Source organism: Calothrix sp. UHCC 0171, assembly GCF_034931845.1.
Lineage (GTDB): Bacteria > Cyanobacteriota > Cyanobacteriia > Cyanobacteriales > Nostocaceae > Brunnivagina.
The window spans coordinates 19640-43857 of record NZ_JAYGHN010000007.1 but is presented as its reverse complement, the minus strand read 5'-3'; the positions used below and the strand labels follow the sequence as shown (position 1 = coordinate 43857).

22 protein-coding genes and 1 tRNA gene are annotated in these 24218 nt (G+C 40.5%); 17 read left to right on the top strand and 6 right to left on the bottom strand.

The features are described 5' to 3' along the window. Window positions 1-39: 39 nt before the first annotated feature. The 10 genes from VB733_RS07600 (at window position 40) to VB733_RS07555 (ending at window position 8682) form a co-directional block, all read left to right on the top strand. Window positions 40-510: a HetP family heterocyst commitment protein gene (locus VB733_RS07600; RefSeq protein WP_323339476.1), complete on the top strand. Its 471-nt coding sequence runs from the start codon at window positions 40-42 to the stop codon at window positions 508-510. A gap of 798 nt (window positions 511-1308) precedes the next feature. Further along, window positions 1309-2046 (top strand): peptidylprolyl isomerase, encoded by a 738-nt coding sequence (locus VB733_RS07595; RefSeq protein WP_323339475.1) that lies wholly within the window; start codon window positions 1309-1311, stop codon window positions 2044-2046. 192 nt (window positions 2047-2238) lie between these two features. Next, a complete protein-coding gene (locus VB733_RS07590) occupies window positions 2239-2454 on the top strand; it encodes a hypothetical protein (RefSeq protein WP_323339474.1) in 216 nt (71 codons plus the stop codon). Between the two features lie 243 nt (window positions 2455-2697). After that, window positions 2698-3978, top strand: coding sequence for a GNAT family N-acetyltransferase (locus VB733_RS07585; RefSeq protein ID WP_323339473.1), 1281 nt, complete (start codon window positions 2698-2700; stop codon window positions 3976-3978). Window positions 3979-4078: 100 nt separating this feature from the next. After that, window positions 4079-4498 carry a Holliday junction resolvase RuvX gene (ruvX, locus tag VB733_RS07580; protein WP_323339608.1) on the top strand — a complete coding sequence of 140 codons (420 nt, stop codon included), beginning with the start codon at window positions 4079-4081 and terminating at the stop codon, window positions 4496-4498. 262 nt (window positions 4499-4760) lie between these two features. Continuing rightward, window positions 4761-5333 carry a DUF3727 domain-containing protein gene (locus VB733_RS07575; RefSeq protein WP_096614596.1) on the top strand — a complete coding sequence of 191 codons (573 nt, stop codon included), beginning with the start codon at window positions 4761-4763 and terminating at the stop codon, window positions 5331-5333. 147 nt (window positions 5334-5480) lie between these two features. Then, window positions 5481-5603, top strand: a complete 123-nt coding sequence (locus VB733_RS07570) for a hypothetical protein (RefSeq protein WP_323339472.1) — start codon at window positions 5481-5483, stop codon at window positions 5601-5603. Between the two features lie 203 nt (window positions 5604-5806). Further along, a complete protein-coding gene (locus VB733_RS07565) occupies window positions 5807-6355 on the top strand; it encodes a YqeG family HAD IIIA-type phosphatase (RefSeq protein ID WP_323339471.1) in 549 nt (182 codons plus the stop codon). Between the two features lie 401 nt (window positions 6356-6756). Continuing rightward, window positions 6757-7476: a 16S rRNA (uracil(1498)-N(3))-methyltransferase gene (locus tag VB733_RS07560; protein ID WP_323339470.1), complete on the top strand. Its 720-nt coding sequence runs from the start codon at window positions 6757-6759 to the stop codon at window positions 7474-7476. Window positions 7477-7536: 60 nt separating this feature from the next. Continuing rightward, a complete protein-coding gene (locus VB733_RS07555) occupies window positions 7537-8682 on the top strand; it encodes a tetratricopeptide repeat protein (protein ID WP_323339469.1) in 1146 nt (381 codons plus the stop codon). Between the two features lie 22 nt (window positions 8683-8704). Here the strand turns inward: VB733_RS07555 and VB733_RS07550 are convergent, their stop codons facing one another. Then, window positions 8705-9181, bottom strand: coding sequence for a hypothetical protein (locus VB733_RS07550; protein WP_323339468.1), 477 nt, complete (start codon window positions 9179-9181; stop codon window positions 8705-8707). 635 nt (window positions 9182-9816) lie between these two features. On the opposite strand from VB733_RS07550, the gene VB733_RS07545 reads away from it, so the two are divergent. Next, a complete protein-coding gene (locus tag VB733_RS07545; RefSeq protein WP_323339467.1) occupies window positions 9817-10461 on the top strand; it encodes a triacylglycerol lipase in 645 nt (214 codons plus the stop codon). Window positions 10462-10667: 206 nt separating this feature from the next. On the opposite strand, the gene VB733_RS07540 is transcribed toward VB733_RS07545, so the two are convergent. The 3 genes from VB733_RS07540 to VB733_RS07530 all read right to left on the bottom strand — a co-directional run bounded on the left by VB733_RS07540 (window position 10668) and on the right by VB733_RS07530 (window position 16267). Next, on the bottom strand, window positions 10668-11918 hold the full coding sequence (locus tag VB733_RS07540; RefSeq protein WP_323339466.1) for a DUF4912 domain-containing protein: 1251 nt from the start codon (window positions 11916-11918) through the stop codon (window positions 10668-10670). A 710-nt stretch (window positions 11919-12628) separates the two neighbouring features. Next, complete coding sequence (locus VB733_RS07535; protein WP_323339465.1) at window positions 12629-13582, bottom strand: AEC family transporter; 954 nt, start codon at window positions 13580-13582, stop codon at window positions 12629-12631. 348 nt (window positions 13583-13930) lie between these two features. Next, window positions 13931-16267, bottom strand: a complete 2337-nt coding sequence (locus VB733_RS07530; RefSeq protein WP_323339464.1) for an IMS domain-containing protein — start codon at window positions 16265-16267, stop codon at window positions 13931-13933. 744 nt (window positions 16268-17011) lie between these two features. On the opposite strand from VB733_RS07530, the gene pdhA reads away from it, so the two are divergent. From pdhA to fba, 4 genes are all read left to right on the top strand, one after another. Further along, window positions 17012-18049: a pyruvate dehydrogenase (acetyl-transferring) E1 component subunit alpha gene (pdhA, locus tag VB733_RS07525; RefSeq protein ID WP_096609185.1), complete on the top strand. Its 1038-nt coding sequence runs from the start codon at window positions 17012-17014 to the stop codon at window positions 18047-18049. A gap of 167 nt (window positions 18050-18216) precedes the next feature. Next, window positions 18217-19089, top strand: coding sequence for an aldose epimerase (locus tag VB733_RS07520; RefSeq protein WP_323339463.1), 873 nt, complete (start codon window positions 18217-18219; stop codon window positions 19087-19089). A gap of 134 nt (window positions 19090-19223) precedes the next feature. After that, window positions 19224-19295 (top strand) — tRNA-Lys (locus tag VB733_RS07515). Between the two features lie 373 nt (window positions 19296-19668). Further along, a complete protein-coding gene (fba, locus tag VB733_RS07510; protein ID WP_096609183.1) occupies window positions 19669-20748 on the top strand; it encodes a class II fructose-bisphosphate aldolase in 1080 nt (359 codons plus the stop codon). A 329-nt stretch (window positions 20749-21077) separates the two neighbouring features. Here the strand turns inward: fba and VB733_RS07505 are convergent, their stop codons facing one another. Beyond that, complete coding sequence (locus tag VB733_RS07505; RefSeq protein ID WP_323339462.1) at window positions 21078-21791, bottom strand: hypothetical protein; 714 nt, start codon at window positions 21789-21791, stop codon at window positions 21078-21080. Window positions 21792-21986: 195 nt separating this feature from the next. Beyond that, the gene (locus VB733_RS07500; protein ID WP_323339461.1) at window positions 21987-22799 is read right to left on the bottom strand and encodes a carbon-nitrogen hydrolase family protein; all 813 of its coding nucleotides are present in this window, start codon (window positions 22797-22799) and stop codon (window positions 21987-21989) included. A gap of 211 nt (window positions 22800-23010) precedes the next feature. On the opposite strand from VB733_RS07500, the gene VB733_RS07495 reads away from it, so the two are divergent. Then, window positions 23011-23601, top strand: a complete 591-nt coding sequence (locus tag VB733_RS07495; protein WP_323339460.1) for a MarC family protein — start codon at window positions 23011-23013, stop codon at window positions 23599-23601. A gap of 187 nt (window positions 23602-23788) precedes the next feature. Then, window positions 23789-24142 carry a phage holin family protein gene (locus VB733_RS07490; RefSeq protein ID WP_323339459.1) on the top strand — a complete coding sequence of 118 codons (354 nt, stop codon included), beginning with the start codon at window positions 23789-23791 and terminating at the stop codon, window positions 24140-24142. The last annotated feature ends 76 nt before the right edge of the window (window positions 24143-24218 follow it).

Genomic DNA, 24218 nt, shown 5'->3' with positions numbered 1-24218 from the left:
TTTAATCCATTCATTACTTCACCTAAACTTGATAGAACCATGAACAAAGAAAATTCCGGCATTAGTAGCAAATTTGATAAAGCAATGAATCCCGAACAAATAGATCGGGTAGTTGAGGCAATTTTAGCCGGTAAATATTCTTGGGCTTGTGTATTAATGTTACGTTTTGCTGGGTATAATCCTTTACATTATATTCCCTATCGTACTTATAATCGCCTCCTCAAAGAAAATTCTTCTGGTGACAAATCCCAGCAGCAGAGTAATGATAACTCTCGTATGAATAAGTCTGCTCATGAAAAGCGTTCTGATGCGAATTTATCTCCTAGTTGTTTGAGCAAAATTAAAGATTTAGCTTATTTAGAGGTAGTTGGGAAACAAAAAAGGGAGATTCACGGTGGCAATCTTGATGAATGGTTATCAGCACAAATTAGTGAAACTCAGCAGATAAAATCGGATTTACAGTCAGAATCTGATCAATATATTGGCGTGAAATTGTGTGATTTCAATTAGGATATTTCAGGAGCGTTTATTGTATATCTCTGGCTTATCTAATCAGCTGGAGATATATGACACACTTAAATAATCAGATATTTATCAGCAGAGAGTTGGAAAAAAACTGACTGTTATATTCTACTTAGGAATGAGAATTTAAATTTAATAACCTGCATTTCCGATTTAATCGAGAATGGTGCGTTACGCTAAGCTAACAGCACCAGACTTTTGCACCTTCTTTAATCCATAATCCTTAGCAATATTAATTTATTTTTTCTTTGCAAATTAAGTGCCAAATTGGCAAACGATTAGTATTTATTTTTTATACATTGTATGTAAGGAAAGCAAGCGAGTGTCAAATTTATAAATAATGAGGAGTTAATATATTGAAATAATAACAGTTATCATTTAATCATTGGGTCAGAAAGAGGAAAGGATAGTTAAATTGCTCCCAAGCAAAAAACAAAATATCATCGCGAATGGTGGTTATTTTTACTCAATAAGTAAAAATAAAAAGCGATACTGAAACTATTTTGTGTTTGTGAAAATAACTATTATTGAGTTTCTCTCTAACCCTATAACTATCATAATTTTCCCCTAGAAAATTCTTCGATGAACAAATTTTTCTAGACTTGGAAATCATTAAATAAGACTGGAAGCTATAAACTCTCATGGCTTCCAGTTTTTTATGTCGATTTTTAAGTAACAAGGACTACTCAAAAACCGAATGTATAATTTACTGTAGTAACAAGTAATCTTTGCTCTTCTCTTTGAGACAAGCAGCATGGGTGCAGTAAATATAATCAAATTGTGACAATGAACGATGATCCTCAAATTGTTATTGAATCCGAAGAGGTTATTAGCTTCCTCAAGCAAGAAATGAGACTCAAGGAAGTATACAATTCGATTTTATGGCAACGAGCGATCGCACGTGTCGCCCAAGAGCAAGAAATAACTATTAGTACCGATGAAATTCAAGCAGAAGCAGATAGACAGCGTCGAGAATTACGCCTGGAGAAAGCAGCCGATACGCTACTGTGGCTTAACGAACAAAGAGCGACTCCCGAAGAATGGGAAATTGGGATTCGCAATCGCTTGCTAGCGCAAAAGGTTGCCGAGAAGATGTTTGGCAAGGAAGTAGAGAAATTTTTTATCCAAAATCGTTTGGAATTTGAACAAATTGTCTTATACCAAATGGTTCTAGCCAACGACAAACTTGCTCAAGAACTTTACTTTCAAATCGAAGAAGGCGAAGTGAGCTTTTATGCTGCTGCACATACTTATGATATTGACGAGAAGCGGAGGCAGAAATGCGGCTATGAAGGTGCAATCTACCGTTGGGCACTGGAGGCAGATATTGCGTCCATAGTGTTTAATACATCTCCCAAACAATTAATTGGACCACTGAGAACTGAGCAAGGATATCATTTATTTTGGGTTGAGGAACTAATTGCAGCAGAGTTAACTCCGCAACGCTATCAAGAAATTCTCAATCATATGTTTAAACAATGGCTAAACGCCGAAGTTGAAACCATTCTCAATCATTCATTGTGAATGAAAATCATCACTCAAATACAACCGGATGCTCATTTGTCAATAGATATCTCTCAGTAAAATGTTAAGAATTATTAATAAAATCACCTCAGCGTTACGGTTCATTGCAAAAACAGAACATCAGCAAGTCAGTATGATAAGTTTTGATGATGTTAATCAACTGCTAAAGATTAATTAATTAAGGAGAATACAGTGGCGACGGAATCAAATTTCCATAAGGGTAAAGACGCTGTACGTGAGGATTTTAGCGACTATGTTGCCCATCTACAGTTTCATATGACACTACAAGCCCGCAATCTGGTTCCATCCTTCAAACCTACGAACCCAACAATTGCCGATAGTCGAGAACAATTGTTACAAGAAACGCAAGCAACCTTGGAAAAGCAGATTTCTCGGCAGATGCTATGAGATATATATAAAATTTTACGAAATTTAAAATACAATGGGGGCAGACCCAATCTGGTCAACACAAAGTTGTTCACGTTTGGTCTGCTTTTTGATTATTTTTGAGTTATTAAAATTACCTTTTTGGTTCTGTTGCTGGGCGTGTCTCCTTTGCCAATTTTTTAGGGAGGAAGATCACGTTAACAGCTATTAAATTAAGATTATGATTGCAACACTGTCCACTATTCTCTGTCACCTAATAGCTGAATGGCGGCTCGAATGAAAATGAATTCACTAATATCTCAAAATCTGAGCGTGGTTATTCGACCTGCACAATATCGCGATTTAGACGGTATTGAGCGTTTAACAAATGAATCATTCGCAGCCCTCACTCCCCAGGGAGAGAGCGATGGGATGAAGCAGATGCAATGGTTGCGACGCTGGTATGGATTGCTGAAATTTTTGAGTTGGTTCCCCAACCCCTTAAAGTATCGTTTCTTTGCCTACGTAGCCGAACAGGGACGGGTATTGCGAGGAATGGTGCAAGTTTCGCCTTTCAACCGGACTCGCAGCACTTGGCGTGTAGATCAAGTATTACTAGAACGCGGTTGCGACAGGTTAGGAATTGGTTCGCAGTTACTACGTCATTGCTTTGAGTCAATTTTAGAAGCACGCACTTGGATACTTGAAGTTAATATTAACGATACTGATGCCCTGGCTTTGTATCGTCGTAATGGATTCCAGCGTCTTGCGGAAATTACTTACTGGGATATCATGCCGGAATTATTGGCAGATTTGGCACAATCAGAGCCAGATTTGCCAAATTTGTTGCCAGTGAGTAATGCTGATGCTCAATTGTTATATCAATTAGATACGGCATCGATGCCCCCTTTGGTGAGACAAGTATTTGATCGTCAAACCTGCGACTTTAAAACAGGTTTATTTGAGGGTTTAGCAGATGCAGTCAAACAGTGGCTGAATAAAACCGAGGTAGTAAGCGGTTATGTATTTGAGCCACAGCGTAAAGCTGCCATTGGTTACTTTCAGATTAAACTCGATCGCCAAGGGAAAGAGCCTCATGTCGCAACATTGACGATTCATCCGGCTTATACGTGGTTGTATCCCGAATTGCTATCACAGCTAGCCCGGATTGCCCAAGATTTTCCCCAGCAAAGTTTACGTTTGGCTTCTGCCGATTATTTACCAGAAGGGGAAGAATATTTAGAGCAAATAGGGGCAAGTCGGATCGAGCATACCTTGATTATGTCGCGCTCGGTGTGGCATAAAGTACGCGAGTCTAAGTTTGTTTCCTTAGAAGGGATTCAACTTCCAGAAGTTTTGCAAGGGTTACAACCCGCACGCAAACCTATACCTGGAGGTATGTCTTGGGGACAACAAGGAAAGCGATCGCTCCCCGACAGAAGATTACATAATAATGTTAAAAATAATACCTCTAAAGATTCCGTTGCATTTTTCCGTAATCACGGTAGCGTAGAAGCATCAGGTCAAGTTGAATCTGATGTTGATCAGGAGCAACCACGTGGATGATATTAGGGACAAACAGAGGCAGGGAGAAAAGGCGGAGTATTCACTCACCCCATCCTCTCCCCATGTCACCCCATTTTATTCCCAATCTCCATCTAAATACATTTCCGCATTAGGTTTGGATGTTGGACGTAAGCGGATTGGTGTTGCCGGATGCGATCGCACGGGATTAATTGCAACTGGTATAACTACAATTGAACGCGCTCGCTTTGAGGAGGATATCGAGCAATTACGTCAATTGATCAACGAACGGGAGGTAAGTGTCTTAGTTGTGGGTTTACCTTACAACATGGATGGTTCGTTGGGCTTTCAAGCCAAACACGTACAAAAATTTGCCAACCGCATCGCCAAAATTCTCAAATTACCAATCGAATATGTTGATGAGCGGTTAACCTCATTTCAAGCAGAACAAATGTTAATTAGCGAGAATCGTTCGCCATCACGTAATAAAGGATTGATTGATCGTAAAGCAGCAGCATTGATTTTACAGCAATGGCTTGATGCCAGAAGGGTTAATCGGTAAATGGTTAATGCTGAATGCAAAAGAGGCAGTGAGCAAAAAAGAAGGTAATTATTAATACCAACACTTGCTCGAACATCGCCAATGCCCAGCAAACAATAACTAATCATCAATAACCAATAACCAATAACCACCAACCGACTTGGCATGATATTCTGAAGTTTAATAGCCAGCTAGACTTCGATTTAATTGACATTGCCTGTTAATAAAACAGTTAAGCAGTTTTTGCAGTTGCTGGTAGTTAATATACTCGTATATGTCGGCTATGTATTCCTCACAATTTCCCGAAGACAATGATAAAGCTCAAGCTGGTTCCATCACTTTAACAGATGACCAAGGGCGATCGCTTGAATGTTATGTAGAGCATTCACTCTCGGTGGAAGGGCAAGAGTACGTTCTCCTTCTTCCTGTAGATTCTCCAGTGGAAATCTTTGCTTGGCAAGGTGACGATGAGGAAGAAGAAGCTATTTTGGTAGAAGATGACACCACCATCGAAGAAATTTTCCCCACCGCACAAGCTGTACTCTCAGAACAAAATTTGGCGCTCAAAAATACTGCATACGCTCTGACGGTGGGAGGAGAACTACCACCTGTAGAAGAATCTGAACTCTTCACTTTAGAAATTGAAGACGAAGACGCAGATTTAGAACCCGAACAATTGCAATTGCTTGCAACTTTCTATCACGAGGAGCAAGAATACGCAATTTATACGCCTTTAGACCCTTTACTCTTCTTTGCACGGTTTACCAAATCAGGTCAACCAGAACTACTTTCTCCAGAGGAGTTTCGCAAAGTCCAGCCACTTCTAGAAGAACAGTTGTTTAATGAGGTGGAATAGATTATGAGTTAATGGTTATATGGTGGAGGAAAACAGGAATGGGGAAATACGGGAAAAAGAAGAAGTTTCCCAGGCTCCTGCTTTCAATTTCTTCTACAATGCCTATTAACCACTAACTACTATCAATTAGGTCATGAAAGAAAAAAGGTGGCAGCAGTTATTTTAGTTAGCTTGCTGCCTTTATTTTTGGTAATTTTCACTGCTTCCGACTGGTATGGTGAAATTGGGCATTGGTATTTTCTGCTTTGTCCTGATATTATCTTTCCCTAGCAACTTGTAGTGGAAGTCGTTACTCACAAATAACTAGTACAAGAAGGCAGAAGTAAGAAGGCAGGAGGTAGAAGGCTCAAAATGTTGAGATATAAGCTTTTTCCTTCAAATTAAGGGTTGCCTTATTTACGCCGTACTGTACTAGTATCTATGCCAAGTTTCAACATCTGATACTTGATCTAATTCCCAATTCGCCATTATTTATGAACTGGAACGAACTTTTACAACCCGACTTGATTTTAGAAGCTTCGATATTGAATCTGACTCCCGATATTGTCCAACAATACGAACTTAAAGGATTGGTGCTGGATGTTGATGAAACGTTAGTGCCTTTTAATGCGGCTGATGCTTCATCCGAACTCCAAGACTGGGTAAAGCAGATGCGCGAAGTTGTTTCCCTGTGGCTGGTTAGCAATAATATCAGTGAAGTCAGAATTGGTAATATTGCTCGTTCTTTGGATTTACCCTACTACCTTGGTGCCGCCAAACCATCGCGTCGTAAAATCCGTGCAGCTGTGGAACAAATGAATTTACCAGCAAATCAAGTTGGCATGGTTGGTGACAGATTATTCACTGATGTCCTGGCTGGCAATCGCTTAGATATGTTTACAATCCTTGTAGAACCCATTGTACATACTGACGTGGCAATGCGATCGCACCCCATTCGTAATTTTGAAGTCTGGATTTCGGAGATTTTAGGAGCTACAATCAACCCCAAGAAACAACGCTTTACAAGAATTAACAAAGATTAGTAAACCTTGAGAAGACTAAATCTAAAGAAATAATTAAAAAATATTTGTTAGATTAAAAAATCAGAGATTATAAAATTAATAAGATGGGGTAAGCAAGTTAAATACCCTAGTGATAGTAATCATCTATAAATTCTGTAGAGCGTCAGACCTTGCTATATAAAGGTTTTGGCGCTTTATTAATTTTGCCATGCTGAATATTCAAGTCGTTAGTTATAAGTAAAAAATGCTAGTACGTGAAGGCAGAAGGCAGTCCCAATGAAAAAATTTCATCGCCAAGCATCAAAGGCGGACACGGAGAGACGGGGACGCGGGGACGCGGGGAATAATAAATGACTAATGACTCTTTCAAGCTAGAAGGAATAAAGAGGCTTCTGGCTGTTTCAGCTAAATAAAGAACTATAATGGCGCAATTGCAACGCATTGTCATTTCCCCCGAACAACTTCAAGAACAGAAAATATCCCTCACACCCGAACAGTTACATTATTTAGTCCGAGTATTACGATCGCATGATGGAGATAAGTTTATTGCAATTGATGGTACTGGAAACTGGTGGTTAACTCAATTACAGGGTGAATCTGGGATAGTTATAGAACTTCTTGATGTCAACACCGAATTACCTATAGCTGTAAGTTTATTACTAGCCTTACCCAAAGGAAATGGATTTGATGATGTTATCCGGGCTTGTACTGAGTTAGGAGTAACAAATATTGTGCCAATGTTGAGCGATCGCACTCTTCTCAAACCCAGTCCACAAAAATTAGAGCGCTGGCGCAAAATAGCCATAGAAGCCGCAGAACAATCGGAACGCACCATGATTCCCACAATTCTCGAACCCATGAGCTTCTACAGCGCATTATCATCATTTCCTAGCACACAAAAATACATTTGCGAAGGACGCGGCAATCATTCACACTTGCTGAGTTACTTACAGAAGCCAGGAATAATAACTAATGATCAAATAATAATAGCGATCGGTCCCGAAGGAGGTTGGACAGAAGCAGAGCTTGAACTAGCAATTACAGGCGGATATCAACCAGTATCTCTGGGAAAACGCATCCTCCGCGCCATTACCGCCCCAATTGTGGCATTGTCCCTAATCTCCGCAGCATGTGAAGTATAAAAGATATATCTCTCTGCGCCTCTGCGTGACTTATCTTTTTAATAAATAAACTAATCACCTATGCTAGAACAGGTTGCTGCTGCCTTTGAACAAAAAGACTATAAAACCGCCAAAAAATTACTTAAGCAATTGTTAAAAGAAACACCCGATGACCCAATGGTAAAGCTGTATGCAGCCAAAATCCAAGAACTATCGGGAAAATGGGAAGATGCCGAAAAAATCTATCGGAAATTGTTACGCAACACCACTAACAGCAAAATCCTCTCTCAAGCTAGACAAGGATTACAAAGACTCCGGGAAATCACGGAAGCAGAACGCCAACGTGCTATTTCCCAAGCGACATCCGATGAAAATGCCAATGAGCCGGGGATATTAATCTTAGAAGCTATTAGCAACGAACTTAAAACTGAGGCGGCTCAAAAGTTCGCTAAAATTATGCAGATTGAACCTTATAATGCCAGACTATTACTACCTAGTCGTGGCTGGCGTTTATACCGCACTGGTGCCATTGGAGAACTGAAATTTTACGGTGAACAACTTCAGCAAAATAAAATACCTTGTTTTTGGTCAACTTTAACTGCAATACAACAAATCCAAGTTTTTCAAGTTAAGTATTTGCAAGAAATTAATCCAGAAATTAATCCAGAAATTAATCCAGAAATTAATCCAGAAATTAATCCAGAAATTAATCCAGAAATTGATTCACCCATCACCATAGTTTGCACCAACCAATCTGAACAACTTGGTTCTTTAACATTTGCGCCTTCGGAAGTCAAAGCACGTGTTCAAGGATTGTTACCGATTTTTGAAGAAGTAGTCAACCTCAGTAACCGTCTCAAAATCGATCGCAAAACCAAAACACAAGACTATACACAATTTTGCGATTTACACCTACCCAAACGTAAATGTATCCTCCGCTTTCATGATAGTAGTTATCAATTCAAACAAGGAATCGACTTTACAACTACAGCCAATAGCAACACTCTCAGGATTAACTGGAATAACTTAACTCATTGGCTTAATCAACAACTACCACAGGTGAAAATCTGGTCTGATTTTACATCCTTTGCCGAAACAATATTAGACCAAAACGAAATGCTGAGTCATATCCAACCTCACACCCATCTGTTTCGCAGAGAAGCAAGTAACTGGGACCCAGCATTTCATTTATATAGTGGATTAGTATTGACGAAAAATTGTGATTAGGGTGTCGGGTATTGAGATACTGCTACTTCTGAACAGGTGTCTTCACTGTACGCGCCATTTCCAAGAACGCATTCATATTCGCACCTGGACGGCGGCGACCATTCGTGCTAGGAGTAAGAAGATACTTAGTTGCAAAGTTGTTATCACCAGATTTTTCTGGCTTTCTCGCTACTGCTGCGGCTGCTAGTTCTGCGGGATCCATCGGTTTGACAACTTCCACTTTTTTCTCTACCTGTGCAGCTTTTGCGCCTTTTGCACCTTTTGCGGCTTTGACTTTCGCAGATTTTGCTGGAGCTGCATCTTCTTTTTTGGTGGGCTTACCGTTAGAAGTGGCGGTAGGTACTGTCGCAGGTGTAGGTTGTACAGCTACGGGTTGAGCAGGTTTTTCCTCTGGAGCAGATTTTGCTTCCTGGGAAGGCTTCTTCTCTTCATTATCCTTAAGCTCTAAATAGAAATTATTGTCGCTTTTTTTAGCTAAATTTTTGATAAATCCAAACATGATTACTATCTCTCCCTTGCTCTGAATAATGATTGAATGGAACCTAGGCAAAATAGGTAATATTTTACCCTTTTGAATAGTTAACTAGTGCTGTAAATTTTAGTTTAGCTAGCACTTTACAAACGACAAAATTTCATGTAAATAATTTTGTCTTTATCCCCATAAAAATTAGGTCATAAAAATTAAGTCAATGACCTATTTTCTGCTTATTTTTCGAGATTTAATCACTTTTGTTTCTATGTTATGCTTTTCACAATCTACTTATTTTTAGATGTTTCCACTCCAACAACAAAATGACACTTGACTCAGAAAGTCAATACCCAAAATATACCAGATAAGTAGCATCTAAAGATATGTGACACTCTATATAGATATTATGAGATTTTACTCTGTTTAAAGCAATGTTTTGTATCATATATGTTTACAAAAATTTACTTAATCTCTCCTGTAGTTCCAATGATGGTGGCGAAATCAGCAATCCAACGTAGGGGGACAGGAGAAACGAAAAATTGTCAAAATCAGCTTTATCTCTGACAAGTTTTGCTATTTTTCTCAATCGAGATGAATATTGAGATGAATGACGCGATCGCAACTATCTCAAGTAAAATATTTTACATTATTTGATTCGTAAAATCATGGAGATAGAAAAGCCTAAACTTCATAATCAGACAAATCAGAATCAACTTGTATTAGTGCATGGAATAAATGATACCGGAGCCGTGTTTGACAAAATGGCGACTTTCTTGAGAAATCAGGGATGGTTAGTACACACGTTGGATTTGGTTCCCAATAATGGTGATGTAGGGCTAGATAAACTAGCACAGCAACTTGGCAAGTACATTGCTATTAACTTCCCAGAAGAACAAGCGATCGATATTATTGCTTTTAGTATGGGGGGAATAGTCAGTCGCTATTATATTCAGCGACTCGGAGGAATTAAGCGGGTACAGAGATTTATTACTATTTCCTCTCCCCACTATGGTACAGTCATGGCTTATGCATCCCAACGTCCTGGTTGCGTGCAAATGCGTCCCGATAGTTTGTTTCTCAAGGATTTAAATGCTGATGTCAACATCTTGAGGCAGATAAACTTTACCTCGATTTGGACACCCTATGATTTAATGATAGTTCCCGCGACAAGCTCACAAATGTCATTTGGACGCGAGGTAATAGTGCCAGCACTAATTCACCCCTGGATGCTGACGGATATTAGGACTATGAAAACAGTTGTAGAAGCTCTAGGAGAAGCGTTTATAATTCGGAATACTCACTCCAGTTAAAAGTATTTTGTCTCTTTCCTGTAGGGTAGAGTAGAGATAAACTGAAGAATTGGTAGTTCAACCCTGTCTTTTGTATCGATACTACTCAAACATCATCAAAAATCAAAAAGTATCCCCGATTTCTAAGAATCGAGGATATTAATCTTATTGATTTAAATGTCGGCTTTAAATGTCAGCTTGAATGCGAGTCATTCATCAAGCTAAAATTACGAAAGCCATTCTAAAACAGCTTCATCCTTAGTATTGGTATTCCGAGAAGGTGTTTCGCGGGTAAATTTCATGTGAATGGAACGGTTTTGCTCGCCATCTGCGGCAACTGCCATAATTGGGTAATCAATCAAACCATCTTGGAAGGACATTTGGAAGCGGAATGTACCATCTGGATTTAGTTTAATCGGACGACCACCAATAGTTACAGTGGCATCAGGTTCAGTTGCACCATAAACAATTAACTCAGCATCCGCAATTAACCAGAATTTGCGTGGACGCATGGGTACATCCCCAGAGAAACCAGCACCAGACATTCCCACACCAGACATATTTAAACCAGATGTGGTAGGAACTGCCCACATGCCCACACCAGAGGGGAAGACGTAGGAGCTAATAGCTTGTTCGGGAGCCATCGAACCTGGAACATGCTGCATTGAACCAAACAACGAACCAGCTACGCGCATAGCTTCTGCTGATTCTGCCATGCCAAAAATTTGTTCGTAAATTGCATTTCCGTTCGCAGAGCCAGTCGCCGCAAATTTCTTCGCAGGTGGAACGAGTTCGTATAAAGTTTGACCACGTAGGTCATCCTCAAAGTTAACTGTGATGAAGACATCTTCAATCCAGTCACTAGGGTAAACAGGAGGAATATGGACGCGGGCAGAACGAGCCAAGACTAACCAACGACCATCACCACAGCGATAACCAATATCAATAACGTAATCTCTATCACTTACAGGAATTGGCAAATACCATTCACGTGCCATTTCATCAGAGGGATATTCCTGAATGCTGTGGGGGCTTTGGTATTCAAGGTTGATATCAGTAACATCGTAAATCCGCAGCGCTAATTGCTGTCCACCATTGCGACGCAATTCTTCTTTATGTTCGACGGGCACGTCCCAATAGGTATAAGCCCATTGTGGATCGCGTGGCATTAAGACAATGCGGCTCTCACCATAACCGCCTGGTAAATCTGCCAAAAATTCATCTACATCAGAGAGATTTCCGGCATTGCGATCGACTTGCCCTAACTCGAATTTTGCTGCTTCCACGACTTCTTGAGCCTCCAGTAAATGAGATTGATTGGGTGAATTTAACGAAAGCTTGCTGCGCTCAACTTCTTGAATAGCTGCGAGTAATTGCGATTTACGCATTCGACTGTAGCGAGAGACTCCATAAGCACTAGCTACCCTACGTAATTGGCGCAGTGTCATTTCTTCTAGTGGCGGACGTTCTTGTGACATGAGCTTAGACTCCAGTTACTTTCCAAGTGATTTTTCCCCTGGTTCATGTTTGATCAATTCAAATGCCATTTGTGTGGAATGACTTCTGTCCTGTCTATCTATAGATTTACTGAAACTTCAAATTTAAAGTTTTCTTATCTTTGGTCTACGTACTACTTATTTTGTCAGTTTTAGCCGATCCGTTTTTCTTTGGGATCGAAATCAACCTTCTGTAAATGAATATTAACCAAGACCCCCCATCAAAGGGCAAGTAGCCAGAGGGTATATTTTTAAGGGTTTGACGAATTTACTTGTTTTTTGGGGAGCGTTATGTCAAGTTTTCATGACAAATATGGCATTTACGGGACTCAAGGGATGGTTTATGAGTCCCAGTTTGTTATGTTTTCTTGACATAATTTAAGTTGGAAGCAAATATCAGGCTAGAATGATGCAAAATTAAGGCTTTTCAAATTTTGAGTGAGGTGAGAACTTAATGTTTATGGTTAGGAACAGGAATTTAATAACTTGCAATTCTGAACGAATATGAAATGGTGCGTTACGCTGCGCTAACAACACCCTACTTTTGCACTTTATTTAATTCACATTCCTTAATATTTATGGACTGAACTGGAAAGATAAAAATTATCAATCCGATCGCACAACCTAGTATTTACTCGTATATCTTCATTGAGTAAAATAATACTTCTAACATCTGAACTAGAACCACTCTCTTATCCAAATATTAGAACCCACAGAGGTAATACGAAGAGTAATAATATTGTTGAGACTAAAATACTACTAGCAATTAAATCTCGGTCTAAATTATATTCTTCTGCCAAAATTAAACCCACAAATGCAGAAGGCATTCCCGACATCAATACCATTGCCAAGCGCGAAGAATTCGGCAAATTAAAAATAAATGTAGTGGCAATGCCTACAATTAGAGGGATAACAACCACTCGCAAAATAGCGGGTAAGAAAGCTAATTTTAAACTCTTCCATCCTTGGAGTTGGGACAGTCTAATGCCCGTGAGTAAAAAGGCACAAGCAATAACAAAACCCACTGACTGCTGAAGACTAAATTCCACAACTTCCGGTAATTGGATTTGCTTAGTTAAATTAGCAATTATAAATGCCCACAATGCTGGAACCATTAATATATCAAGTAATATTTTCCACCATTTATTGTGTTGTCGGGAATAACTAAAGTAGCTAGCGATCGCAACACCCACACCAAAAGGACCAACAATATTGTGGATAACACTGAATAATACTGCTAAATTTAAAGCATTTGCATCAACCAAAGCAGGTGCGATCGCCAACCCCACAAAACCTGTATTTCCCAAAATAGCAGCCAGAAGAAAACTACCTTCGCTACTACTATTAAGTGCTGGTGACGAAATTGAATTTTTCCATAACCACAAAAACAACAGAGATACAATTAAGCCGATTGTTAATGCACCAATAGTAATCACAGGTGCTAAAAAAGGGGTACTAATTACCTGCTGATATTCTGAAGAACTACCCTGACGAGCTAAAGCAATTAGTTCTATTGGAATTCCGACCCAGTATAGACAACGACCTAATATTTTCGGAAACCACTTAGGCACAAATCTAAATATGATTAACCCTAATCCTGTCCAGACAATTAGAGGTGTATAAGCTTGAAATAAAGTGTCGCCCATGAAACATCAGACAGAATTTATTTAATGATTAATTTTTATTGGATTAATACTGAAGTCAATCATATTGTGTATTTGTCAATACACACAAAAATAAAAGGGTTTAAGTATTAGCGAATACTTTTTCGTTTACCCTGATAATTAAATATTAACCATATTAGAGACAATTGAGCCAACACAAGGGTAATACTCAATCAAAAAATTCTCCCAATACGATTCAGTTAGGGAGGAAAAGGGTAAAAATCAGAATTAATCATCTATACGCAATTCTAAAAGCCAATAGTTAACAGCTAACTGCTAAAAGCCATTTTTGTTGAACCGAACCGTATTGAAAAGTCTCCGATGAATAGGTTATTGTGTTGCCAGTGTATTTAAAAGCGAGATATTGCGAATACGCCATTTTCCTTCCACACGAGCCAATTCGTACCTAACTCTGACTTTTTCTGTTTTACCGCTTGTCTTCAGCAGATTATTTTGATAATAAGTGGTTCTTTCTTGGACAGATGCTTCAATTGAGGCACGTTCGAGATTACTCGCATCAGTTCTAATTGATACATCCTCTATGGCATGTTCATACTGGCGATGGCGGTTGTCTGCCTTCACTTGTAGAACTATTCCCCGCCAGTCAGATAGAGCGGAACCAGTTAAAATTTCATTGAGACTATCAATATCATGTTCTGCTCCTAAAGCCGCAGATTTTGCTGTTAGCCAGGTTTGGACAATTTCTGTTGCCGTCTCTTTTGTTAATGTCGGTTGGGAAAACGCTTCCTGAGTACCTGGTTCGGGAATCTTCAGAGGTGGCTCGTTAATCTGTATTGCCAGTTGTTCTCCTTGTAAGGGCGGAGCTGGCATCAGTATATTTTTTAACCATCCAAAAGCGTTACTGATGATTAGCCACAATAAGAAGATACCAGCAATAGAAGCAAATAATTTCAGTAGTAATTGTGCGGGGAAGGAGGAAGAGCGAGTTTTGCGTCGCGATCGCACTGTTTCTCGATGATTTGGGGTTTGGGTGGTATTTCCGGAACGTTGGCGTTGCTTGAGTCTTGTTGCCGATGTATTGGTATTGGCATATTCCCGGCGATCGCTCGCACCATAACCATCAACTCCCTTGACAGATGGTGCGCCATAGCCATTGCGAGATGCACTATTGCTAGGAGTTCTGTGTTCGGGGGAAAAACTTGAATATTCGCGTCGATTTTGATTGGGTGGATTTGGGGAAGGTTCTAGTTCCGATGGGTGGCTATTATAATTTGGTCGATAGTTAATATTATGGGGATGATTGGGGCGATGATAACGGCGATCGCTCGGATTTATATTACTGGCTGCGTGGTTAACTGGTGGGCGATCGATTCCATTCCCCTCATCACTCGCATTTTCGCCGCCTGCGGGCAAAGCTTCTAAGTATGATTGGACTTGTGGATTTGCAAAGTAATCTTTGAGGGAGGCAGATTGCGAGACTAAATCACGAAAGTGGGGAAATACTTCATTTTGTAACCAACGTTCCCCATATAAACACAAACCTGGTAAAAGGTCGGGGGAATCTTGGGATGTTTCCCGAATAAAGGCTAATACTTCGTATTCTTGACTAAGTTCTAACGCCCGTGTTGCTTCTTCGGTTTGCCCCAATAATAAAGCACACAATGATTGTTCTAGATGCACATCTTGACGCTTACCCAAGCGAATTAGCATTTGCTTGGCTTGGCGAATCAAAGCAGGTTGACGCTGGGTAAAGCCCCGTGCAATGCAAGCATAAACTGCTAAATAGGTTGCGACAGATGAAGGTCGTTTACTTTCTGCCTCAAATAATTTGTACTGTTCATTAACAGTGAGGTAATGACGTAGTTGCTGCACAAAGCGCAAAAAGTCATCAATGCTCAACCCTGATTGATCGTTTCCAGAACCATCAATACCACCGCGTTCTTCGAGAATTTCTTGTAATAATTGCAACCCTTGCCGTCTTTCGGATGTTTTGTCTTCCGGCAGCGCCAGTAATTCGAGAATACGATAGGGTCGCAATCGATTTAAATCGGCTTGAATTTCTACCCTCACACTGGGGAACATACCTTCACGGGCTAAAAGTTCTTCGCCGGTTTCCAGGGAAATTGCGGCATTTTCATAATGACCTTGTTGCCATTGCTCACGACCGAGTTCTAGGCAAGCAAGGGAGACTGTTAAGACAACGTCGGGACGTTCTAAAGCTGTATCCAGTTCTATGTTGGATGTGGAGTTAGATGTGGAATTGTCAAGCTTGTGGTGTGAGGAATTCTGTTTGTTAACTAAGTAGGGGCGACCCAACTTGAGTACCTGTTCGTACTCGCCTAATTCCTGAAGAATTAGTAAAGCCCCCACCAACTCATCTTGATTAACTTCAATACTTAAGGCACGAGTATCAATCTTTTCAGCATTAGCAGCAACTCTGTTTTCGACTGCTACGGCTACATCTTTGCCAGCGTCAGGAGTATAGGCATGTGCTAAATATAATTTATCGTAAGCTTTGCGCTCTTTCGTATCTGATAAAACCACGTAAGCTTCTTCTATTAATTGTTTTCGAGATGCCACCGCCGCGTGAGAATATTCCCGTCGTGGCAGTTGGACAATGCGATCGCTATAAGCTTGCCGCAATTGTTCTTCACTTGCCGCCAACGGTAATCCTAAAATTCGGTAGTAATCTAGCGGAATTCGCACAGTCTACTTCCCCATGCCGCGTATATTAAAAATTGCACTTACTCTTTTACCCAGACCATCTCAACAATAGAGATAGACATAAACATTAATTATGTGTTTACCGAAACCGGAACCAAAGGTTGTTCGTCAGAGCTTGTCTTTTCAAACTAACCTCATCGGCTTTAAATTCAGCCTCATAGAACCGGATTTTTGCTATACCCGACCTTAAGGCAACATTAAGACATCAGTAAATAAACTTACATCTGGCTTAACTTGTACTTGCAGTAACTTTAACTATTTTCAGCTTCAAGCCACTTAACTGATCGCGACATTAATCGTTCAGACCCAGTTAAATCAAGTCTTTCCCCTGATGTGCGAAAAATTATATACTACAAAAGTTAATTAGCGCTACCATATAGCGAAAGAATTATATCATGAGGTTAATATCGTTACAATTACCTAGAGCTAGATCATAGTTGTTGCAGCCATAAGTTTCTGTTAACGACCTGTACTGAATTACCAATTTGGCAATGATGAAAGACTTCTTAGGGAATTGATTGAAATTGTTAATGAATATGCAGAAAGCAAGTTATTCTAATTGATAGTCTATAGCCAGTATATAGCCAAAAACATAGCGCAATTTTCAGCAATTCTGGCTCCTAAGTCCTGACTCCTGAATTCTGAATTACTATCAGCGCTGGCTATTCTTCCTTAATTAACAGCTATGGTAACTTTCAGTGTTACTACGGGGATACTCAAAAGATAATGGTTCAAGAACGCACGTTACCAACCTTTGACGCAGCTTCCGCAAAAATCACTAAACAAGAAGGCTTGCTGCTTTACGAAGACATGGTACTCGGACGCATGTTTGAAGACAAGTGTGCCGAAATGTACTATCGAGGCAAAATGTTCGGCTTTGTCCACCTCTACAACGGTCAAGAAGCCGTATCCAGTGGGGTAATCAAAGCCATGCGACCGGGTGAAGATTATGTCAGCAGCACTTACCGCGACCATGTTCATGCCCTCAGCGCTGGTGTTCCCGCCCGCGAAGTCATGGCAGAACTATTTGGCAAGGAAACGGGATGCAGTAAAGGACGTGGTGGCTCAATGCACATGTTCTCAGCCGAACATCGCGTCTTGGGTGGATATGCGTTTATTGCTGAAGGTATTCCTGTAGCAGCTGGTGCCGCTTTCCAAAGTAAGTATCGGCGCGAAGTGATGGGTGATCAAACATCCGACCAAGTCACAGCCTGCTTTTTTGGAGACGGAGCCACAAACAACGGTCAATTTTTCGAGACACTAAATATGGCAGCATTATGGAAGTTGCCCATACTTTTTGTGGTCGAGAATAATAAATGGGCTATTGGAATGGCACATGAACGGGCGACATCTGATCCTGAAATCTACAAAAAAGCCAGTGTTTTTAACATGGTTGGTGTAGAAGTAGATGGGATGGATGTTCTCGCGGTTTATGAAGTTGCCAAAGAAGCCGTGCGTCGTGCCCGTGCTGGTGAAGGTCCTACCCTCATTGAAGCACTAACCTATCGCTTCCGAGGACACTCCCTGGCAGATCCCGATGAGTTGCGGAGTAAAGAAGAAAAAGAATTTTGGTTTGCTCGTGATCCAATTAAGAAGTTGCGAAATCAATTAATTGAGAGAAACTTGGCTACCGAGGAAGAACTCAAGGCAATTGATCGGAAAATTCAAACCGAAGTTGAAGAATCGGTCGTATTTGCCGAAAGTAGCCCTGAACCAAATCCCAGCGAATTATATCGCTATATTTTTGCTGAGGATGAGCAATAAAATTGGTGGGAGAAGGGAAAAGGGAAAAAATTATTGACTGGTTTGATTGATTTGTTTGATTGACTTGTCTCCCCACTTTGCTTTGATTCCTTGACTCTTCCCATGCCTTGCATGGGAATGAGGGGAAATCATGATTAATACCCAATTCCTGAAAATCATAAAAATCTATGTATTCTATATCCCTGGAACAAAGACAGTACAAAACCTACGTACTCAAGAATGAAAGTAGCGCTTCTGTACTAGAAGTTGTACCGGAACGTGGTGGAATTATTACGAAATGGCAGGTAAATGGGCGCGATATCATGTATCTCGATACAGAACGCTTTGCCAATCCAGAATTGAGTGTACGCGGTGGTAATCCAGTGTTATTCCCCATCTGTGGTAATTTACCCGATAATAGCTACACTCACAACGGCAAGCCATATACCCTCAAGCAACATGGATTTGCCCGCGATTTACCTTGGGAAGTGATAGGACAAGAAGCGAATGCGAATTCAGCAACTTTGACTTTGAGATTGGCAAGCGGCGAATCCACAAAGCAGGTTTATCCATTTGATTTTGAAGTCATATTTACCTACAAATTGCAAGGAAACATCCTAGACATCTCCCAAACCTACCAAAACAAATCCGATGTGGCGATGCCTTGTTCCTTTGGCTTTCATCCCTACTTCCTCGTGCGAGATAAAAGCAAACTGAGTTTTGATATCCCCTCACAGGAATACTTCGATCATAAAACTAAAGAAACCAAATCCTTTAGTGGTAACTTTGATTTTGGAGCAGACGAGATTGATGTCGCATTCAAGCAACTCAGTGGGAAATCGGCAACAGTGACCGATCGCGATCGCAATCTGAAACTCTGCCTCGAATATGAAGATGTCTTCTCAACCCTGGTATTTTGGACTCTCAAGGGCAAAGAATTCTATTGCATTGAACCTTGGAGCGCTCCCCGTAACTCCATCAATACAGGCGAAAAAATCACAATGATTGCGCCTGGAGACAACTATCAGACTGCCATTAAACTGAGTGCCAATTTTTTCTAGGAAATTTCTAGTCTACCCCCTTTACAAATCTATAGATGGTTGTGGTAGAATAACGAAGTTGCAAAACAACCAAACTTAAACAAAAAGCCAAAAGTAGCTTAGAAATAAAATAAGCTGAAAACAACTCAAGGCAAGGGTCGCTAACTCAATGGTAGAGTACTCGGCTTTTAACCGATTAGTTCCGGGTTCGAGTCCCGGGCGACCCATATTTAAATTTCTACCTTGAAAAAACTAGTTTCACACTGAAAAAACTAAGAAATGTTAACAATAAACGGTTAATAACTAGTGCTTCGAGTTAACTATAGATAATCATTAACTTGCATAACTGACATCTGCCTCATATCAAAACGCTCAAGGCATGTCAACCGGAGTGCTGACCTCAAAAGGGCATGGGGACAAGTAAAGAACTAATCATCGCATACCACCAGTATCCAAAACTGAAACTTTTTCAACATAAGCACCAATCACTAGTTATAATTTCCTATAAGTTGAAAAAAACCTTAAGATTGAGATTAGCGTAAATAAAAACACGCTTGTCTAAAACCGATTAGCTGAACAACGATATTAGGAGGACTATCTATGGCGCTCGTACCAATGCGGCTATTATTGGATCACGCTGCTGAGAACGGTTATGGCATCCCAGCTTTCAACGTTAACAACTTGGAGCAGATTCAAGCAATTGTTCAGGCTGCCCATGAAACAGATAGCCCCGTGATTTTACAAGCTTCCCGTGGCGCTCGTAAGTATGCTGGTGAGAACTTCCTGCGCCACTTAATTTTGGCTGCGGCAGAAACTTATCCTCATCTTCCCATTGCCATGCACCAAGACCATGGTAATGAGCCTGCAACTTGCTATTCAGCAATGAAGAATGGCTTCACCAGCGTCATGATGGATGGTTCGCTACAAGCAGATGCAAAAACCCCTGCTAGCTTTGAGTACAACGTTAATGTTACCCGTGAAGTAGTAAAAGTTGCTCACTCCTTGGGCGTTAGTGTTGAAGGTGAACTCGGTTGCTTGGGTTCCTTGGAAACTGGTATGGGCGAAGCCGAAGACGGACATGGCTTTGAAGGTAAACTTGACCATTCTCAACTTTTGACCGATCCTGATGAAGCTGTACAGTTTGTAGAACAAACTCAAGTAGACGCTTTAGCGGTTGCAATTGGAACCAGTCACGGTGCTTACAAATTCACCCGCAAACCAACTGGTGAAATCTTAGCAATCAGCCGGATTGAAGAAATTCACCGTCGTTTACCTAACACCCACTTGGTAATGCACGGTTCTTCCTCAGTGCCAGAAGATTTGATTGCAATAATCAACCAGTATGGTGGTGCAATTCCTGAAACCTACGGCGTACCTGTAGAAGAAATTCAAAAAGGTATTAAGTGTGGTGTCCGTAAGGTAAATATTGACACTGACAACCGCTTGGCAATCACTGCGGCTGTGCGTGAAGCCTTAGCTTCTAATCCTAAGGAGTTTGACCCCCGTCACTTCCTCAAGCCTTCCATCAAATACATGCAGAAAGTTTGTGCTGAACGCTACCAACAATTTGAAACTGCTGGTAATGGAAGCAAAATCAAGCAATTGAGCCTTGATGACTTTGCTGCTAAATATGCCAAGGGTGAACTCACTGCTTTGACAAAGGCTGCTGCCAAAGTGTAATTAAATCAACAATAATTACCTGAAACAGCAAGCTGACACTGCAACATCAGTTAGTCTGTAAGTGTAGGTGTCTCAGATCACGAATAAAAGGGGCACGTCCTTTGGACGTACCCAAAATAGCTAAATCGCTAAATCTTTATACTATAGATATGACTAAACCGGGGAGTATTTGAGTTCCTCGGTTTTTTGCTAATTTGGTCTCTTTTGTAATTAATACCTTATGACTAGGGAAACCCAGTTTCTGAGGAAAAGTACGAAGATACTCGTGACTTCATCTACAGAAACCGAGCTTTTATTCAAACACTAGTTTTAGTAACCAAAATTGCAAGTTACTTCACAGTGAATTGAGTTATCATGCCAGCTTGAAACTGTCCGGGTAAATTAGAAATAATCAGGTAGTTACCAGGAGTTAAATCAAGACTGAGTAACTTAGTTGCACCTGTTTTCAGTTCGGCAGCGTTAATTTCACCAACTAGCTTACCAGCCCTTTGTTGATCAAGTTGACCTTTGTTAGTTACTGGTAGTTGATTAACAGGAAGGTCAGTCTTAATCACAGTCATTTCGTGGGAAACTGTACTGGTATTCGTCACGAGAAAATCAACTTTTCCAGGTGAGACACTCGATCGCGACATGCGAAACGCCATTTCATGTGCTGTCACATGTACTCTGTTGATGTCTGAACCTGGAACACCGTGCTTTTTTTCGTATCTTCTTTCACCTCCTCTATCTCGATCAAATTCTCGATCGCGTTCTCTGTCTCTTTCTCTATCACTACCGCGTTCTTGGTTTCTTCTATCGCGGTCAAAATTGTCTTCTCGATTACGATCGCTATCGCTATTACGGTCGTTATTGCGATCATCATTGCGATCGTTATTACGGTCGTTATTGCGATCATTATTGCGGCGATCGGTATTCGGGAGAGGCTCTGATTCTGTAGTGAAAGGGTCTTGAGGCTCTCGTCTTTGAGGTGGATTTCGTAGATTACAACCTACTAAAAAGCACTGAGTTGCAGTTAGAAAAAAGACTATGAGTCGAGTCTTCAAGTGGGCTTACCTTCTGCAATCAATTTAGATTTAACGCTTCTATTTTGAATAGAAAAATTGCAGATGTCGATAAAGTTTTTCTTTATTTTCAATAATTTGTTATTTGCTGGATTATTAATGGTTAATAGGGGAATGGGGAATGGGGAATGGGGAAGAGAAATTAATAATTTTCCTTTTCCCCTTTTTCCCTTGCCCTTAAATAAACATCCGATGTTGGAGGCTGGGCATTTGCCGACGGACTTGTTCCAGTCGGGAGGGGTTAATTTCTGCGATCGCAATTCCCGGTTTTTCTCCGGCATCAGCTAAAATTACTCCCCAAGGGTCAATAATCATCGCATGTCCATGGGTTTGGCGACGGGCATAGTTAATTCCCGTTTGTGCTGGGGCAATGACATAACAGGTATTTTCAATCGCACGGGCTTGCAATAAAACTTGCCAGTGATCTTTTCCGGTAAATGCTGTAAAAGCAGCAGGTACAAACAAAATATCTGCTCCCTTTTCGGATAAATGCCGGTAAAGTTCCGGAAAACGGACATCATAACAAACCGAAAGTCCAATATTTCCGAGTTTTTCCGTCACACAGATTTCTGGGAGTTCCTTGCCTGCCATAACAGTGCTAGATTCTCGGTAAGTATTGCCATCAGGAACGTTAACATCAAATAAATGGACTTTATGGTAACGGCTCAGTTCCTGCCCGTTAGCGTCAATTAGTAAAGCAGTATTGTAAACCTTGCCAGATTCAGCCGGAACCGGAAAGCCACCGCCAAGAATTGTTACTTGATAGCGTTGCGCCATAGTTTTCAGGAATTTCTCAGTTTCCTGGGCGATACTATTTGCCTGGGCGAGTTTCTCATTTTCTTCACCCATAAACGCAAAATTTTCCGGCAAACCCACCAACTGGGCACCTTGATTTACAGCCAAATCAATAAATTCCTCTGCCTGTGCCAAGTTTTTTGACACATCAGGCACACTTGTCATTTGAATAGCGGCGGCTAAATAAGACTTCATAGATTCAATAACAAACAGTCGAATAACGCAGGGTGGTTATTAAACTACTATCATCGCTCGAAAAAGTCATAAATTAGTTACTTATTAATTGTTAATGGTTATTTGTTGGCGGCTGCAATTTCTAGGTTGTCATTTACCCCTTTCCCTTTTTCCTTTCTCCTTTCCCAAATTCGAGTTACTTTGTTAACAAGCCCTGATAATCTGGTTTGCTGTGGATATACCAATTTTAATCAAAACCTTTGTTGCCGTTTTTGTACTTGCTGATGCAGTGGGTAATATCCCCATACTTTTGGTATTGACGAAAGGCATGGAACCAGAAGAAAGAAATAGAGTAATTGATAAAGCTATTGTGGTGGCAATAGGTGTGTTGTTGCTGTTTGCTTTTGCTGGGAAGTTTATTTTGAATTATTTAGATATCAGCTTTGCTTCCTTGCGGGTGGCTGGTGGTTTGTTACTGCTGTTAATTGCGCTACAAATGCTACGGGGCGATTTAGATACACCCGTGATTGAGCGAGAACGTGATGTCGCCATTACTCCGCTAGCTTTACCTTTACTGGCTGGTCCCGGAACTTTAACTACTGTAATGTTATTAATGTCAGAGTCTCCTAGTCCTCATGTAAGCGTGATTTTGGGTCTTTTAGGAGCGATGTTTGTAACTTGGTTAATCATGCGCTTGGCTAGCAATATCGATAAGTGGATTGGTGCGGAAGGTGAAGTGATTATTACTCAGCTTTTAGGGTTTTTACTAGCGGCTTTGGCTGTGGAAATCGGCAGCGAGGGGATAAGAGAGTTGTTTTTTTAATGTGAGAGCGATCGCCTGATTTGCCCTCACTTAAGAGAAATAATGCGATCGCTCTTGCATCTTGTCAAGCTGAACCAGGCGACAACATAGTCAATTAGTCACTTTCTCTTCACATTTATTACAAATACTTAAAAATATCGACCTGCTTGAACGAAGTCGAAATGTTACTGGCAAGGAGTTTTTTCTTATGGTTGGGTTGATAATTACTTGGTTAGTTACAGCTATCAGCTTTTTGATTATTTCTCGACTACCGATAGGCGTGGAAATAGATAACTTTGGTAAAGCTTTAATCACTGCCGCAGTCTTTGGGATTTTGAATGCGCTTTTACTTCCTGTTTTAAGCTTTTTTACCCTGCCACTCATTATCCTAACGTTGGGCTTATTCTTTTTTGTTTTAAATGCAATTATCTTTGGTTTATCTGCTGTGATTGTCCCTGGCTTTAGCTTAAGGTACGGCTTTTGGAGTGCTGCAATAGGTTCAATTGCTTTGGCAATCATTAATTCTATTCTCTTGAGACTCATAGCACCGCTTACTTCATAAAACCTAAATATTCCCTTTGAAAACACTCATAAAGACAAAATATCAGTTCTTAATTTTGAGATTGTGAATATACCTA

Bases quoted from the DNA above. Each gene is read 5' to 3' on its own strand.
- VB733_RS07600 (WP_323339476.1), top strand. From the start codon at position 40: ATGAACAAAGAAAATTCCGGCATTAGTAGCAAATTTGATAAAGCAATG.
- VB733_RS07550 (WP_323339468.1), bottom strand. From the start codon at position 9,181: ATGTTTGGATTTATCAAAAATTTAGCTAAAAAAAGCGACAATAATTTC.
- VB733_RS07555 (WP_323339469.1), top strand. From the start codon at position 7,537: ATGCTAGAACAGGTTGCTGCTGCCTTTGAACAAAAAGACTATAAAACC.
- VB733_RS07540 (WP_323339466.1), bottom strand. From the start codon at position 11,918: ATGTCACAAGAACGTCCGCCACTAGAAGAAATGACACTGCGCCAATTA.
- VB733_RS07520 (WP_323339463.1), top strand. From the start codon at position 18,217: ATGTATTCTATATCCCTGGAACAAAGACAGTACAAAACCTACGTACTC.
- VB733_RS07585 (WP_323339473.1), top strand. From the start codon at position 2,698: ATGGCGGCTCGAATGAAAATGAATTCACTAATATCTCAAAATCTGAGC.
- VB733_RS07595 (WP_323339475.1), top strand. From the start codon at position 1,309: ATGAACGATGATCCTCAAATTGTTATTGAATCCGAAGAGGTTATTAGC.
- fba (WP_096609183.1), top strand. From the start codon at position 19,669: ATGGCGCTCGTACCAATGCGGCTATTATTGGATCACGCTGCTGAGAAC.
- pdhA (WP_096609185.1), top strand. From the start codon at position 17,012: ATGGTTCAAGAACGCACGTTACCAACCTTTGACGCAGCTTCCGCAAAA.
- VB733_RS07545 (WP_323339467.1), top strand. From the start codon at position 9,817: ATGGAGATAGAAAAGCCTAAACTTCATAATCAGACAAATCAGAATCAA.
- VB733_RS07535 (WP_323339465.1), bottom strand. From the start codon at position 13,582: ATGGGCGACACTTTATTTCAAGCTTATACACCTCTAATTGTCTGGACA.
- VB733_RS07560 (WP_323339470.1), top strand. From the start codon at position 6,757: ATGGCGCAATTGCAACGCATTGTCATTTCCCCCGAACAACTTCAAGAA.
- VB733_RS07565 (WP_323339471.1), top strand. From the start codon at position 5,807: ATGAACTGGAACGAACTTTTACAACCCGACTTGATTTTAGAAGCTTCG.
- VB733_RS07490 (WP_323339459.1), top strand. From the start codon at position 23,789: ATGGTTGGGTTGATAATTACTTGGTTAGTTACAGCTATCAGCTTTTTG.
- VB733_RS07575 (WP_096614596.1), top strand. From the start codon at position 4,761: ATGTATTCCTCACAATTTCCCGAAGACAATGATAAAGCTCAAGCTGGT.
- VB733_RS07500 (WP_323339461.1), bottom strand. From the start codon at position 22,799: ATGAAGTCTTATTTAGCCGCCGCTATTCAAATGACAAGTGTGCCTGAT.